The sequence below is a fragment of the Xanthomonas bonasiae genome (genome assembly GCF_014836395.1).
In the GTDB taxonomy this organism is placed as follows: domain Bacteria; phylum Pseudomonadota; class Gammaproteobacteria; order Xanthomonadales; family Xanthomonadaceae; genus Xanthomonas_A; species Xanthomonas_A bonasiae.
The window spans coordinates 131805-145490 of sequence record NZ_JACSQX010000007.1; the positions used below are offsets into that span (position 1 = coordinate 131805).

15 protein-coding genes are annotated in these 13686 nt (G+C 69.8%); 10 read left to right on the top strand and 5 right to left on the bottom strand.

Annotation, left to right across the window (positions count from 1 at the left end):
- Nucleotides 1-39 precede the first annotated feature (39 nt).
- Nucleotides 40-999 carry an acetyl-CoA carboxylase carboxyltransferase subunit alpha gene (locus tag H9658_RS12805; protein ID WP_179565896.1) on the top strand — a complete coding sequence of 320 codons (960 nt, stop codon included), beginning with the start codon at nucleotides 40-42 and terminating at the stop codon, nucleotides 997-999.
- A 24-nt stretch (nucleotides 1000-1023) separates the two neighbouring features.
- Nucleotides 1024-1782, top strand: coding sequence for a tetratricopeptide repeat protein (locus H9658_RS12810; protein ID WP_191825617.1), 759 nt, complete (start codon nucleotides 1024-1026; stop codon nucleotides 1780-1782).
- Nucleotides 1783-1845: 63 nt separating this feature from the next.
- On the opposite strand, the gene H9658_RS12815 is transcribed toward H9658_RS12810, so the two are convergent.
- Nucleotides 1846-2301 carry a CopD family protein gene (locus tag H9658_RS12815; protein WP_191825618.1) on the bottom strand — a complete coding sequence of 152 codons (456 nt, stop codon included), beginning with the start codon at nucleotides 2299-2301 and terminating at the stop codon, nucleotides 1846-1848.
- An 81-nt stretch (nucleotides 2302-2382) separates the two neighbouring features.
- On the opposite strand from H9658_RS12815, the gene H9658_RS12820 reads away from it, so the two are divergent.
- Both H9658_RS12820 and H9658_RS12825 read left to right on the top strand, forming a co-directional pair.
- Nucleotides 2383-2988 carry a class I SAM-dependent DNA methyltransferase gene (locus H9658_RS12820; protein ID WP_179565902.1) on the top strand — a complete coding sequence of 202 codons (606 nt, stop codon included), beginning with the start codon at nucleotides 2383-2385 and terminating at the stop codon, nucleotides 2986-2988.
- 63 nt (nucleotides 2989-3051) lie between these two features.
- Nucleotides 3052-4362 carry a polyhydroxyalkanoate depolymerase gene (locus tag H9658_RS12825; protein WP_191825619.1) on the top strand — a complete coding sequence of 437 codons (1311 nt, stop codon included), beginning with the start codon at nucleotides 3052-3054 and terminating at the stop codon, nucleotides 4360-4362.
- 46 nt (nucleotides 4363-4408) lie between these two features.
- On the opposite strand, the gene H9658_RS12830 is transcribed toward H9658_RS12825, so the two are convergent.
- Complete coding sequence (locus H9658_RS12830) at nucleotides 4409-5329, bottom strand: sensor domain-containing protein (protein WP_191825620.1); 921 nt, start codon at nucleotides 5327-5329, stop codon at nucleotides 4409-4411.
- The gene (locus H9658_RS12835) at nucleotides 5326-5691 is read right to left on the bottom strand and encodes a PadR family transcriptional regulator (protein ID WP_191825621.1); all 366 of its coding nucleotides are present in this window, start codon (nucleotides 5689-5691) and stop codon (nucleotides 5326-5328) included. The genes H9658_RS12830 and H9658_RS12835 overlap by 4 nt, the downstream gene beginning before the upstream one ends.
- 160 nt (nucleotides 5692-5851) lie before the next feature.
- On the opposite strand from H9658_RS12835, the gene H9658_RS12840 reads away from it, so the two are divergent.
- Both H9658_RS12840 and H9658_RS12845 read left to right on the top strand, forming a co-directional pair.
- Nucleotides 5852-7621 carry an XVIPCD domain-containing protein gene (locus tag H9658_RS12840; protein WP_191825622.1) on the top strand — a complete coding sequence of 590 codons (1770 nt, stop codon included), beginning with the start codon at nucleotides 5852-5854 and terminating at the stop codon, nucleotides 7619-7621.
- 85 nt (nucleotides 7622-7706) lie between these two features.
- Nucleotides 7707-8621, top strand: a complete 915-nt coding sequence (locus tag H9658_RS12845; protein ID WP_191825623.1) for a peptidylprolyl isomerase — start codon at nucleotides 7707-7709, stop codon at nucleotides 8619-8621.
- A 51-nt stretch (nucleotides 8622-8672) separates the two neighbouring features.
- On the opposite strand, the gene H9658_RS12850 is transcribed toward H9658_RS12845, so the two are convergent.
- Entirely contained in the window at nucleotides 8673-9188 is a 516-nt protein-coding gene (locus H9658_RS12850) for a DinB family protein (RefSeq protein WP_191825624.1), read from the bottom strand.
- Nucleotides 9189-9199: 11 nt separating this feature from the next.
- On the bottom strand, nucleotides 9200-10108 hold the full coding sequence (locus tag H9658_RS12855) for a DMT family transporter (protein ID WP_179565914.1): 909 nt from the start codon (nucleotides 10106-10108) through the stop codon (nucleotides 9200-9202).
- Between the two features lie 243 nt (nucleotides 10109-10351).
- On the opposite strand from H9658_RS12855, the gene H9658_RS12860 reads away from it, so the two are divergent.
- The 4 genes from H9658_RS12860 to H9658_RS12875 all read left to right on the top strand — a co-directional run bounded on the left by H9658_RS12860 (nucleotide 10352) and on the right by H9658_RS12875 (nucleotide 13641).
- Nucleotides 10352-11293 (top strand): LysR substrate-binding domain-containing protein, encoded by a 942-nt coding sequence (locus H9658_RS12860; RefSeq protein ID WP_191825625.1) that lies wholly within the window; start codon nucleotides 10352-10354, stop codon nucleotides 11291-11293.
- Between the two features lie 189 nt (nucleotides 11294-11482).
- Nucleotides 11483-11797 carry a metalloregulator ArsR/SmtB family transcription factor gene (locus H9658_RS12865; RefSeq protein WP_179565917.1) on the top strand — a complete coding sequence of 105 codons (315 nt, stop codon included), beginning with the start codon at nucleotides 11483-11485 and terminating at the stop codon, nucleotides 11795-11797.
- A 32-nt stretch (nucleotides 11798-11829) separates the two neighbouring features.
- Entirely contained in the window at nucleotides 11830-13281 is a 1452-nt protein-coding gene (locus tag H9658_RS12870; RefSeq protein ID WP_191825626.1) for a DUF2867 domain-containing protein, read from the top strand.
- A 66-nt stretch (nucleotides 13282-13347) separates the two neighbouring features.
- On the top strand, nucleotides 13348-13641 hold the full coding sequence (locus tag H9658_RS12875; RefSeq protein WP_179565921.1) for a hypothetical protein: 294 nt from the start codon (nucleotides 13348-13350) through the stop codon (nucleotides 13639-13641).
- The last annotated feature ends 45 nt before the right edge of the window (nucleotides 13642-13686 follow it).

Below are 13686 nucleotides of genomic sequence, written 5' to 3' on the forward strand. Positions count from 1 at the left end.
TCGGCTAAACTGCGTCCCTTACGTTCACGACGGCCTCCAATGAATCCGAACTACCTCGACTTCGAGCAACCCATCGCCGATCTGGAAGCCAAGATCCAGGAACTGCGCAACGCCAGCACCGGCCCGGCGGTCAACGTCGAGACCGAGGTGCGCGCGCTGCAGGACAAGCTGCGGGTGCGCACCGCGCAGATCTTCCGCGACCTGTCGTCGTGGCAGATCTCGCAGCTGGCGCGGCATCCGCAGCGTCCGTACACGCTGGACTACATCAACGTGTTCTGCGACGAGTTCCAGGAACTGGCCGGCGACCGCGCGTTCGCCGACGACAAGGCGATCGTCGGCGGCCTGGGCCGCATCGACGGGCGCCCGGTGGTCATCATCGGCCACCAGAAGGGCCGCGACACCAAGACCAAGGTCGCGCGCAACTTCGGCATGCCGCGTCCGGAGGGCTACCGCAAGGCGCTGCGGCTGATGAAGCTGGCCGAGCGCTTCAAGCTGCCGCTGCTGACCTTCATCGACACCCCTGGCGCCTATCCCGGCATCGGCGCGGAAGAACGCGGCCAGAGCGAGGCGATCGCGCGCAACCTGCTGGAGATGGCCGAGCTCAAAGTGCCGGTGATCTGCACCGTGATCGGCGAAGGCGGCTCCGGCGGCGCGCTGGCGATCGGCGTCGGCGACCGCACGCTGATGCTGGAGTACGGCACCTATTCGGTGATCTCGCCGGAAGGCTGCGCCTCGATCCTGTGGAAGGACGCGGCCAAGGCCAAGGACGCCGCCGAGCAACTGGGCCTGACCGCCAAGCGCCTGTCCGCGCTGGGCCTGGTCGACAAGGTCGTGCGCGAGCCGATCGGCGGCGCGCACCGCAACCCCACGCAGATGGCCAAGCGCCTGAAGGCGGTGTTGCTCAACGAACTGGACGCGCTGGAAAAACTGCCGGTCGAGCAATTGCTGCAGAAGCGCTACGAGCGCCTGCGCGGCTACGGGGCGTACGAAGCGGCCTGATCGCGACACAAGGAAGCGTTGTCCATGAATCCCATCGTCCTGCTGTCGCTGGCCTTGCAGCTGGCCTGCTGCGTGCACGTGGTGCGCAGCGGCCGCCCGCTGTACTGGATCTTCATCCTGCTGATCTTTTCGTATCTCGGGATCCTGATCTACGTGATCGCCGAACTGCTGCCGGAATGGCGCAACGATCCGCGCGCGCGCCGCCACCTGCGCAAGGTCGGCGCCACGCTCGATCCGAACCGCGACAAGCGCACCGCCGGCAACCGCCTGGAACTGGCCGACACCGTGGACAACCGCCGGCAACTGGCCGAGGTGCACCTGGGCAACGGCGAATACGCGCAGGCGGCCGAGGTGTTCGAGAGCGGCTTGCGCGGCATCCACCGCGACGACCCCGGACTGCTGCTCGGACTGGCCAAGGCGCAGTTCGGCCTGGACCAGCCGGCCGCGGTGAAAGCCACGCTGGACCGGCTGATCGCCGCCAACCCGCAGTTCCGCTCGCACGACGGCCACCTGCTCTACGCGCGCGCCACCGAGGCGCTGGGCCAGACCGACGCGGCACTGGAAGAATACGCCGCGCTCGCCGACGACTACCCCGGCGAAGAAGCGCGCGTGCGCTACGCGCAACTGCTGCAGCGCGCGGGCCAGCCGCAGCGCGCCGGCGAAGTGTTCAACGAAGTGCTGAAGCGCTCCAGCCTGGCCCCGCGCTACTACCAGCGCGACCAACGCCAGTGGATCGACCTGGCCCGCAGCGAACTGAAGCAACTAGACAGCCGCAACGCCTAACGGCCCGGTAAAGAATCGGCGCCGGGATTTTCCAATCCCCAATCCCGAATCCCCAATCCCGGCTCAAAACGGCTTCGCCAACACCAACCAGATCACCACCAGCAGCGCCAGCACCGGCAGTTCGTTGAACAGCCGCAGCGCGCGCGAAGACGGCAGCGCGCGCGCCTGGCCCACGCCCTTGAGCCAGCGCCCGCTGAAGATGTAGTAGCCGAGCATCAGCGCCACCAGGCCCAGCTTGGCGTGCAGCCAGCCGCTGTGGCCGGGCGCGACCATGGTCGGGAAGTCGGGCAACACCTTGTAGCCCAGCCACAGGGTCAGCCCCAGCAGCAAGGCCAGGCCGAACATCATGTGGCCGAAGCGGTACAGGCGCCGCCCCATCAGCACCAGCCGCGCCTGCACGTCCGGCTGCCCCGTGCTCTCGGCGATGTTGACCAGGATCCGCGGCAGGTAGAACACCGCCGCCATCCATGCGACCACGAACAGCAGGTGCAGGGACTTGATCCACAGGTAGAGTTGCATGCGCTGGCTCCGGGTCGCTGGCGTAGGATGTCACGCCATTTTCGCCGATTCGCATCGCGCCCGCACGGACCACGACCCCGCATGGACAAACAGTACGACGCCGACTACTTCCAGCGCTGGTATCGCCGCGACGATATCGGCGGCAACGCGCGCCTGGCGCGCAAGGTCGCGCTCGCCGTCGCCCAGGCCGAGTACTACCTGGAACGGCCGATCCGCAGCGTGCTCGACATCGGCTGCGGCGAAGGCGCCTGGCGCGCGCCGCTGCTGAAGCTGCGGCCGAAACTGAGTTACCTGGGCTTCGACAGCAGCGAGTACGCGGTGGCGCGCTACGGCCGCCATCGCAATCTGCGCCCGGCGCGGTTCGGCGATTTCGCCTGGCTGCGGCCGTGCGCGCCGGTGGACCTGCTGGTGTGTTCGGACGTGCTGCACTACGTGCCCAACCGCGAATTGCGCCAGGGCCTGCCGGGCCTGGCCGACCTGTGCGGCGGGGTCGCGTTCCTGGAGACCTTCGCCATGGAGGACGCCTTCGACGGCGACCATGCCGGCTTCCAGCCACGTCCGGCGCGCTGGTACCGGCGCCAGTTTGGTGCACTCGGACTGCGCCCGGTCGGCAGTCATTGTTGGCTATCGCCAGCGCTGGCGGGGGATGCGGCGGCACTGGAAACGATTGGTCTGGTGCCCCATTAAGGTGCAACCACCTCGGATAGGATATGCTGCACGGCAGCATACGCTCAGGATGGAAACACCGGCATGCTCTACCAGTGGCACGAACTGACCCGCAACCTGCTCGCCCCCTGGGTCCACCAGGCAGCGGCCAACGCCAAGATCTTCTCCGACGCCAATAGCCTGTGGGCCACGCTCCCGGGCGCCGAGCGTCTGGCCGCGACCAACGAACTGCTGCACCGGCTCGGCAAGGACTACGAGAAGCCGGCCTGGGCGCTGGACCACGTCGAGGTCGATGGCCACCCGCTGCCGATCGTCGAGCAGGAAGTGCTGCGCAAGCCGTTCTGCCGCCTGCTGCGCTTCAAGCGTTTCAGCGACGACGCCAAGGTCGTGGCCGGGCTCAAGCAGCAGCCGGCGGTGCTGGTGGTGGCGCCGCTGTCCGGGCACCACGCCACGCTGCTGCGCGATACCGTGCGCACCCTGCTGCGCGACCACAAGGTCTACGTCACCGACTGGATCGACGCGCGCATGGTGCCGCAGAGCGACGGCGACTTCGGCCTGGACGACTACGTCAACTACGTGCAGGACTTCATCCGCCACATCGGCGCCGACAAGCTGCACGTGATCAGCGTGTGCCAGCCGACGGTGCCGGTGCTGGCCGCGGTGTCGCTGATGGCCGGACGCGGCGAAGCCACGCCGCGCTCGCTGGTGATGATGGGCGGGCCGATCGACGCGCGCCGCAGCCCGACCCAGGTCAACAACCTGGCCACGCGCAATCCGCTGTCGTGGTTCGAGCACAACGTCATCCACACCGTGCCGCAGACGTATCCGGGACATGGCCGCGCGGTGTATCCGGGCTTCCTGCAGCACACCGGATTCCTGGCGATGAACCCCAGCCGGCACTTCATGTCGCACTGGGATTTCTACGCCAACCTGGTCAAGGGCGACCTGCAGGACGCCGAGGCGCACCGCCGCTTCTACGACGAGTACAACGCGGTACTGGACATGCCGGCGACCTACTACCTGGACACGATCCGGGTGGTGTTCCAGGAATTCCTGCTGCCGCGCGGCGAATGGGTGATCGGCGGCGAGCGCGTGGATCCCTCCGCGATCCGCGACACCGCGCTGCTCAGCATCGAAGGCGAACTGGACGACATCTCCGGCCTGGGCCAGACCGCCGCCGCGCAGGACCTGTGCACCGGCATCGCCGCGCACCGCCGCCAGCATCTGGAAGTGGAAGGCGCCGGCCACTACGGCATCTTCAGCGGCCGCCGCTGGCGCGACATCGTCTATCCGCAGGTGCGTGCGTTCATCGCCGCCAATGCGTCGGCCACGGCGCAGGCGCCGAGCGGCAACGTCACCCCGCTCAAGCGCCGCGGCAGCCGCAAGGCCGGCTGAGCGGCGTACCGCGCGCGGCCGGCGCCTGCCGGCCGCCGCGTCAATGTCATTGCGCCGAGCTGTGCACCAACAGGTGCTTGGCCAGCATGCCGTGCAGCTTGCCGATGCCACGCGCCAGGTGCAGCATGGCGAACAGCAGCACGATGCCCAGCGCACTCCACAGCGGCAGCAGCCACGGCGCGCTTTCGGTGACGTTCCAGTCGACGAACATGACGTTGAACTGCTGCGGGAAGAAAAATCCCAGCGGTGCCGCCGCGAGCGCCAATCCCGTACTCAGCAGAGTAACGAACACGCTGAAATAGAAGATCCCCAGCGGCAGCATCAGCACGAAGTACAGCATCGTGGTCCAGGTCCGCGCGTCGGTGAACATCTGCCCGATGCGCCGCAGCCATGGCTGTTCGCGCGCGCTGTACAGCGGGCGCCGCGGCATGCGCTCGCCGAGCAGCACCTCGACGATGCGCCCTTCCACCAGCGACAGCAGCCGCACCGAACCGAAGAACAGCACCAGCAACGGCACGCCGATGATCAGCACCAGCATGCCCAGCGAGACGCTGACCCCGGCGACCACCCAGGTGAAGTAGAAGATGCCGGTGACCAGCGACAGCAGCATGTAGAAGAACGCGCCATAGGCGCGCGGATCGGCGGCCACGCCGAAGAAGCGGCCGAGCAGCGACTTGCGCCTGGGCGGCGCCGGCGGCTTCAGTGCGCGGTTCACCGTGACCTCGGTGTCGCGGTAGATCGCGGCCACCTCTTCCGGCGCGCCGTAGCTGCCGGCGACCTCGGCGATCACCTCGGCCTCGCTCTTGCCGGCCTGCTCGGCCAGCTCGGCGCGCAGGTATTCCTCGGCGTCGTACAGCGCGTCCTGGACCAGCGCCGGATCGGCGCCGGCCAGCGCCACGCGCAGTTGCGCCAGATAGTCGGGAATGGTGGCCGGCAACGGCCGCGCCTGGAGTTGTTCGCTGCTCATTCTGAAATCCCCTTCAGGACGGAATCGACGGAATCGCGGGTGGCGCGCCACGCCGCGGCCCACTGCTGCAAGGTGGCGTGGCCGGGGTCGGTGATGCGGTAGTAGCGCCGCGGCGGCCCGGCCACCGACGGCTCGACATGGCTGGACAGCAGCCCGGCCGCTTCCAGGTTGCGCAGCACCGGATACAGCGCGCTCTGCTTGCCGCTGAGCACGCCCTCGCCCACTTTTTCCAGGCGCTTGGCGATCAGGTAGCCGTACAGGGGTTCCTGGGCCTCGGCCAGCACCGCCAGCAGCGCGAGCGACACGGTGCCCGCGCTCAGCTCCTTCTGGAACTTCTTCAGCTGTGCATCCGGTTCGACCATGACCGCCCCCACTAGGTTGGAATGCATACTAGTGTTGAGTTGGGTATAGCGAATGTGCCGGTAGTCATAGCAGGCATAACGAACGCCTGACGCACCGGCAACATCGGCCTGGCTATCCTGCGCGCCGCTCGCGCCGGCAGGCGCCATCCAGGAGGAATGCATGAGTTCGACGACGCCCGCCGACGACGCCCAGGCCAACGACCCCACCTTCGCCAGCGCTGGCAGCAGCCGCAGCGCCGGTCCGTTGAAATGGAATCCGGCCGACGGCAGCGCCAGCGTGGAGCACACGCAGTCCCATGCGCTGGGCCGCAGCGGGCCGCTCGCGCACCAGTTCGTCTCCAGCCAGAGCGTGGGCGCCAGCCGGCGCACCGCCGACGGCAAGACCGAATTCGGCCTGGAGATGGAATTCCGCCAGGGCCACCAGCTCGACGCCGCCATCACCGGCCGCAACGCCGCGAGCCTCAGCAGCACGACCCAGCTCGGCGAGCGCGCGCGCTACAACGTCACCCTGCCCGGCGACGCCACCGCCGAGGCCGCGCGCAGCGTCAATCCATTCGACCCACTGAGCATCCCGGTCGGGGGCAGCGTCAGGCTCGACGGCCAGGCCTTCGTTCGCACCTCGCTGGAGACCTCGTTCCGCAGTTTCGCCAGCAGCAGCGAACACACCGACGCGGCAGGCATGAGCTACACCGCGCAGCGCCTGGACCCGGACCACGTGCGCGTGGCGACAGGACCGACCGCGGCGATCGAACGCCTGGACATGATCGGGCTGAAGACGCCCGTCGCGCAGGCCATGCTGGGCCGCCAGGACGCGCTGGGCCAGGCCAGCATGCACACCGCGACCTTCGACCTGCGCGACCCGCAGGCGCAGGCCGCCTACCGTGATTTCCTCGGCAGCGGCCAGTTGCCGGCGCAGGCGGCACCCGGGGTCAGCGACGTGCAGCGGATCGACACCCTGAGAGCGAGCTCGCAGACCCGCGCCAAACTCGGGGTCGGGCCGCTGAGCCTGGACCTGGCCGGGCAGCGCAACAGCGGCGAGAACGTACGCGCCACCCATGCCGACGGCAGCAGCACCGTCACCAGCAAGCTGCAGTACGCCGACAACGTGCCGCTCACCCTGACCCGCCAGTTCGATGCCGCCGGCAGCGAACACGCCGAGGCGCGCCGCTACCAGCTCGGCTTCGGCAAGGTCGACGGCAACCAGGCGCAGCTGCTCAATGCCGCGCTGGCGAGGAAGGACACCGCGGCCGACGCCATCGCCGCCGGCCAGGACGTGACCCTGAATTTCTCGGAGGCGCAGATGGGCGCGCTGCGCCAGCAGTACGCGCAGGCCGCGCAGGCGCGTCCGTTCGATCGCGAGCAGGCCGGCGCCTACGCCCGCATGAGCAACGAGGAATTCGCGATCGGGCTGGCGCGCAATCTCGGCAATTCCCCGTACGGCCTGAGCGAACGCCTGTTCCGCGTCGCCGCCGATGCCGACGGCGCGCTGAGCGGCGCGCTGACCCGCATCGACGCCGGCGTCGACAATGTCGATCCGAAGGTCGCGGCCGCAGCGCGGGCGACACCCGCGAGTACGCCGGCCGATCCCCGCGATCCGGCGCATCCGGACCACGCGATGCAGCGCATGATCGACGCCCGGTTGACGCCGGCCGATCCGCAACTGGCCACGCACCTGCTGCTGGCGGCCAAGCGCGAAGGCCTGACCCAGGTCGACCATGTGCTGCGCAACGACGCCGGCCGCGTGTTCGCCGTGCAGGGCGACCCGATGGGGGGCGACAAGCGCACCGCCTACGTGGACGCGCAGGTCGCCACAGCCACGCCGCTACAGGACAGCCTGCGCCAGCTCGATGCATTGAATGCGACTGCGCAGCCCGCGCTGGCCGCCCCGCAGGAGACGCAGGACGCCCCGCAACGCGCACCGGCGCGCTGAGCACAGCGGCCGGCAACGCAACGGCGGCAGTGGCGCAGCGACGGTGGCTGGGTAAGAATCGGCTACCGTCCTCCAGGCTGCGGCCATGCCCTTGCGTCCCACCCTGCTCGCCCTCGCATTGCTGTCGTCCGCCGCCTGCGCACTGGCCGCCGCGCCTGCCGCACCGTACCGCAGTCCGCAGCAGATCCTGGACGCGTCCAAGCCCGGCGACTGGCGCACGCTGGACCCGGCCAACACGCTGTATCTGGACCTGGACGCCGGCCGCGTGGTCATCGAGCTGGCGCCGGCGTTCGCGCCGCAGCATGTCGGCAATATCCGCACCCTGGCCCACGAGCACTTCTGGGACGGCCTGAGCATCTACCGCTCGCAGGACAACTTCGTGGTGCAGTTCGGCGATCCCGACGGCGAGGAGGCGGACAAGGCCAAGTCGCTGGGTTCGGCCAAGCGGCACCTGCCTGCCGAGTTCCAGCGCCCGGCCGCGGGCCTGGCGTTCCAGGCGCTGCCGGACCGCGACGGCTGGGCGCCGCAAGTGGGCTTCGTCGACGGCTTTCCGGCCGCGCGCGACCCCAAGGACGGCAAGGCGTGGCTGGCGCACTGCTATGGCACCCTCGGCGCCGGCCGCAACAACGACGAGGACAGCAGCATCGGCGCCGAGCTGTACGTGGTCACCGGGCAATCGCCGCGGCAGCTGGACCGCAACATCACCGTGGTCGGGCGCGTGGTCAAGGGCATGGAACTGCTCAGCGTGATCCCGCGCGGACCGGACCCGATGGGCTTCTACGCCAAGCCCGAACAGCGCACCCCGATTCGCGCGATCAAGCTCGCCAGCGACCTGCCCGAGGCAGAACGTACGCCGCTGCAGCTGCTGCGCACCGACACCCAGACCTTCCGCGACGTGGCCGAAGCGCGGCGCAACCGCCGGGACGATTTCTACAAGCGCCCGGCCGGGCACATCGACCTGTGCAACGTGCCGCTGCCGGTACGCACGCCGCCGCAGTAGTTCGCGCTCGCGCTCACCAGCGGACTGCACTGCATTGGCCTGCGCCAGCGCTCAGGCCGCTGGCGCCGCGCCGCGGCGCTCGGGTTCGCGTGCGTGCAGGAAGCGGGTGAACAGCTCGCGCGGCTGCTCCAGCCCGCAGTCGCTGAGCAGCATGGCGATGTTGCCGCGGTGATAGGCGCCGTGCGCGAGGACGTGGAACAGCATTTCCTCGCGGGTCATGCGGCCGGCATCGCCGTCGGTGAAGCGGAATGCGAGCGATTGTTGCAATGCGGTCGCATCGAGCTGGACGACGTAGCCGGCATACCATCGGTCGGATTCGGCGACGGCTGCGTGCAACGCCTCCAGCGCCGGCGTCTCCGGTGTATTGCTGCCCGTGAACGCATGGGTGCCGCCGTCCAGGTGCGCGGCGAAGATCCGGTCCACGACGTAGGTGTGGTTCAACAGCCGGATCGCGCGCTGCCGTTGCGCCGGATACGCGGCCGCGTCGATCTGCGCCAGCGCCTGCAGCAGTTCGGCGTTGGCCCAGGCCTTGTAGGCGAATTGCAATGCGAGCAGGGAAGCGGTCATCGGCAGGTCCCTCAACGCGCGCGCTGGCTGAAGGCGACGCTGCCCAGGATCAGCGCGCCGGCCAGCAGCATGCTCCAGGTCAACGGCTCGCCGAGGATCGACCAGGACAGCAGCGCGCCGAACACCGGGACCAGGTAGGTCACCGTCGACGCGCGCGCCGGGCCGATGCGCTGGATCAGCCGGTAGTACATCAGGAAGGCGAGGCCGGTGCAGACCACGCCCAGCGCGCCGGCGCAGGCCCAGGCCACCGCCGGCACCGGCGCGGCCGGCCAATGCGTCCATGCCAGCGGCGCCAGCAGCACTGCGCTGCAGCCCAGCGTGGAGGCGGCCGACGCCGCCGGCGGCAGGTCGCTCATGTAGCGCTTCACCAGGCTGTAGCCGATGCCGTACAGCAGTGAGGCGGTGGCGCCGGCGAACGCCGCCGGCCCCACGCTCAGCCCGGCCGACTTGCCGGTGGCCAGGACCACGATGCCGACGAAGCCGATCAGCAGCGCCACCGCGCGGCGCACGCCGATCTTCTCGCCGAAGAACAGGAACGCGATCAGCGCGGTGAACAGCACGGTCATCGCGTTGCAGATCGCGCCGATCGCCGCCGGCGCATGCTGCGCGCCCCACGCGAACAGCAGGAACGGCAACGCGGAGTTGAGCAGCCCGATCGCCGCCAGCGTCGGCCAGCGCCGCAGCGGAAAGCGCGCGCGCGCCATCCACAGGAACGGCAGCAGCACCGTCGCCCCCAGCGCCAGGCGCAGTTCCACCAGCGCATAGGCGCCGAACTGCGGCGCCGCCACGCGCATGAACAGGAACGAGCAGCCCCAGACGATGCCCAGGAACAGCAGCTCCAGGGGCGTGCGCCAGTCGCGCACCGCGGGTGCCGGAAGGACGTCGGCTGGATCGCCGGACGCGGGATGGGCTGCATTCACCGTGTTGTCTCCTGGATTCATCTTGTGTCCGCTGCCGTCGATCGTGCCGTCGCCGCGGACGCGGCTGCCACCTGCCACCGGGCAACAGGCAAAGCACGCGAACAGCGGCGGAAGCGGGGCCGCGCGCCAACGCGGCCCGTACCGGCCCCGCATCTTGCGCATGGCTGCCAGGATCGCGCGCCGTCGCAACGCCCACAAGCGCGTAGTATCGTCGCGAGCCACAAATCTGCCGCGTGTCTAGCCATGCAACTGCGCCCTGCCCTGCTGCCCGCGCTCGGCGTGTTCGCCGCCGCGGCGCGCCACCAGAATTTCGCCCATGCCGCGGAGGAACTGCACCTCACCGCCAGCGCGGTCAGCCACCACGTGCGCAAGCTGGAAGCGCTGCTCGGCGCGACGCTGTTCCAGCGCCATGCGCGCGGGGTCAAGCTGACCGCCGAGGGCCGGCAGCTGGCCGATGCGGCCAGCGCGGCGCTGGCCGACATCGCCGCGGTGGCCGGCAACCTGCACCCGCAGGCCGATACCGCGCCGCTGCGCATCACCACGCTGCGCTCGCTGTCCTACTGCTGGCTGCTGCCGCGGCTGCCGCGCTTCTGCCAGGCGCATCCGCACGTGCGCCTGGACATCCAGACCGACGCGGCGTTCTCGCGCTTCGAGGACGGCGGCCCCGAGCTGGGCATCCGCTACGGCCAGGGCGCGTGGCCGGGGCTGACCTCGCACCACCTGATGGACGACGAACTGTTCCCGGTCGCCTCGCCGGCACTGCCGCAGCTGGCCACGCTGCGCCATCCCGAGCAGATCGCGCAGCTGCCGCTGCTCAGCGACATGTCGCCGCAGGGCTGGCGCGACTGGTTCCGCGCCGCCGCGGTGCGCGGCGTGGAACTGCCGCGGATGCACACCTTCAACGACAGCACCGACGCGATGCGCGCGGCGGTGTACGGCGTCGGCGCGGTGCTGGCGCGCAAGCACATCGCCCAGCCGTACCTGCAGCGCTACGAACTGGTGCGCCTGCCCGGCCCGGCGCTGAAGGCGCGCTATTCCTACTACATCGTGCATCCCGGCCACCGCCTGCCCAGCCCGGCGGCCAGCCAGTTCATCGACTGGCTCAAGCGCGAGGCGCTGGACGAACGCACGCCGATGCCGGCGCTGCCGGCGGAACTGCTGGGACTGCCGCCGAGGGCGGGCTAGGCGTTCGCCTGGTTGCGCGCGTTTGTAGGAGCGGCTTCAGCCGCGACAGACGTTGTCGGTAACGCGTGTCGCGGCTGAAGCCGCTCCTACAAGATCCGATCGCCTGAATCAGAGATACGCCGCACGACGCTTGACACACGGCCATCGATGCGTCATTAATTAGCTAATTCGTTAATTATCTAATCCCTGATGTCCATCGACCGCGTCTTCGAAGCCCTCGCCTCCCGCCCGCGCCGCGAGATCCTGGCCTACCTGTCGGCGCAGGAGCTCACTGCCGGGCAGATCGGGCAGCGCTTCGCGATGAGCGCACCGGCGATCTCCCGGCACCTGTCGGTGCTGGAAGCGGCCGGGCTGGTGTCGAGCGAGCGCCGCGGCCAGTTCGTGGTGTACCGGCTGACCCCCGACAACCTGGTCAATACGCTGAGCGGCTTCGCCTTCGAGGTCTGCCCCAGCGCCGGCCCGCTCAAGCGCGAAGCGCGCAAGCTGGCGAAGAAGAACGCCTGATCCGTCCCGCCCCGGCCAAAAGGAACCCGCCGATGTCCACCGCCCCGCTCCGCGAAACCGCGGCCGCCCAGGCAGGTTTTCCCTCCGTGCGCCTGGCCTCGTACAGCGGCGGGCTGCCGGTGGAAGTGACCCTGATCGCGCAGCTCGGCGCCGGCGCCGGCGATCCGTTGATCGCCCAGGCCTGCGTGCGCCAGCGCGCGCACCCGAGCTTCCACGATGCGCTGGACGAACCGTCGGCACGGCTGGCCGACACCGATTTCGCCAATGGCGAATCGACCGCGTTGTTCTCCTTCGCGGTCGGCGCGAACGGGCATCCCTTCCATCGCCACGCCGGGCACCGCATGTTCACCGCGATCACCGGCAGCGGCGGCGCGCAGCTGCGCTTCTGCACCGCATCGATGGCGCAGCTCGAACAGGACCCGCAGCATTTCCTGGCCGCGTTGCGCCACGTCGACCTGCCGGCCGACTGCCTATTCACCGTGCGCTTCGGCGGCGGCACCTGGCACCAGTTCGCGCCGCTGCGCGCGCACGCGGCGCATCCGGCGTTCTTCGCGCTGTCCTGCCACAGCGACGAGGCCGGCGGCGATCTGAGCCCGCAGGTACGCGAACGGGTCATGGCCGGCACCGCCGACATCGCCACGCTGACCGAATTGCTGCCGGAGCCGGTGTGCGCACTGCTGGCGTCGCCGCAGGCGCAGGCCATGCAGGTGCCGACCGTGCGCCTGTCGCTGTCCGCCTCGCCCGGCAGCCGGCGCCTGGCCTGGTGCGCGGACCTGCGCGCGCGCAGCGGGCGCCTGCGCCAGGCGCTGGGCAGGTGGCGGCATCCGCCCGGCTTCGTCGCGCTGGCGCCGCGCCTGGCGGCCGTGCGCTCGCTGCCACAGCCGGTGCCCGGCTCGCTGCTGTGGGACGAGCTGCAGGCGCACGACCACCAGGACAGCGTGCGCCTGCGCCTGCAGCCGCATCAGCTGCGCCAGCGCGGCGCGCACGCGCTGATGGTGGCGCTGCTGGAAGGCTTCATGCAGCGTCGGCCGCTCGGCGTGACCTGGCTGATGCGGATCCGCAATGCGCTGGTCGCGCCGCTGCGGCTGCGCACCTCGCCGCTCGGGTGCCCGGTGTCCTCGCTGCTGTCGCCGCAGCGCGAACGCCTGTTCGCCGGCCGCTTCCCGGTGCTGGGCCAGGCGCACGCCGCGCACGACCGGCGCGCGCAGGTGCTGCTCGGCGCCGACGACCGGCACCTGGTGTTCCGCAGCTGCGTGGGCGTGGACGTCGCCGAGGACGGCAGCGTGGAACTGAGCCTGGACACGCGCGTGGCCTGCCGCAACTGGTTCGGCCGCCTGTACATGGCCTTGATCGCGCGCGGCCATCGCCACTACATCGCCCCGGCGATGCTGCGCGCCGCGGCCGAGGCGCTGCTGGCGCCGGTGTTCGACGAGACCACGGTGGACCAGGCCGCGCTCGGCAGCGCCGCGTCGCAACCGCGCTGAGCCGTCATCACTTCGTCTTAGCCGGCGCCTGCCTAGCCTTGCCTTCCCCTACCCAGAGGAACACGCATGCCCCTGCTCCGTATCCGCATCACCGGCAGCGAAGACGACGCCCGCGCCATCATCAACCTGCTCGGCAGCCTGGAAGGCATCGAGCACGTCGAGGAAATCGACGATCTGATGAGCCATATGGACGACGACGATTCCAGCTCGGCCGGACTGCCCGACGACCAGGGTCCAGGCACCCACGAGGTCGAGATCGAGGCCGGCAACCTCGCCACCGCGCAGAAGGTGCGCGAAGCGGTGGAGGCGCTGGCCTTCGACCTGGAAGTGATCGTGGAGTTCGAGCAGGACGAAGGCTAGCGCCTTCTTTCTCCTCGACTGACGAAGCACTGTAGGAGCGGGGGG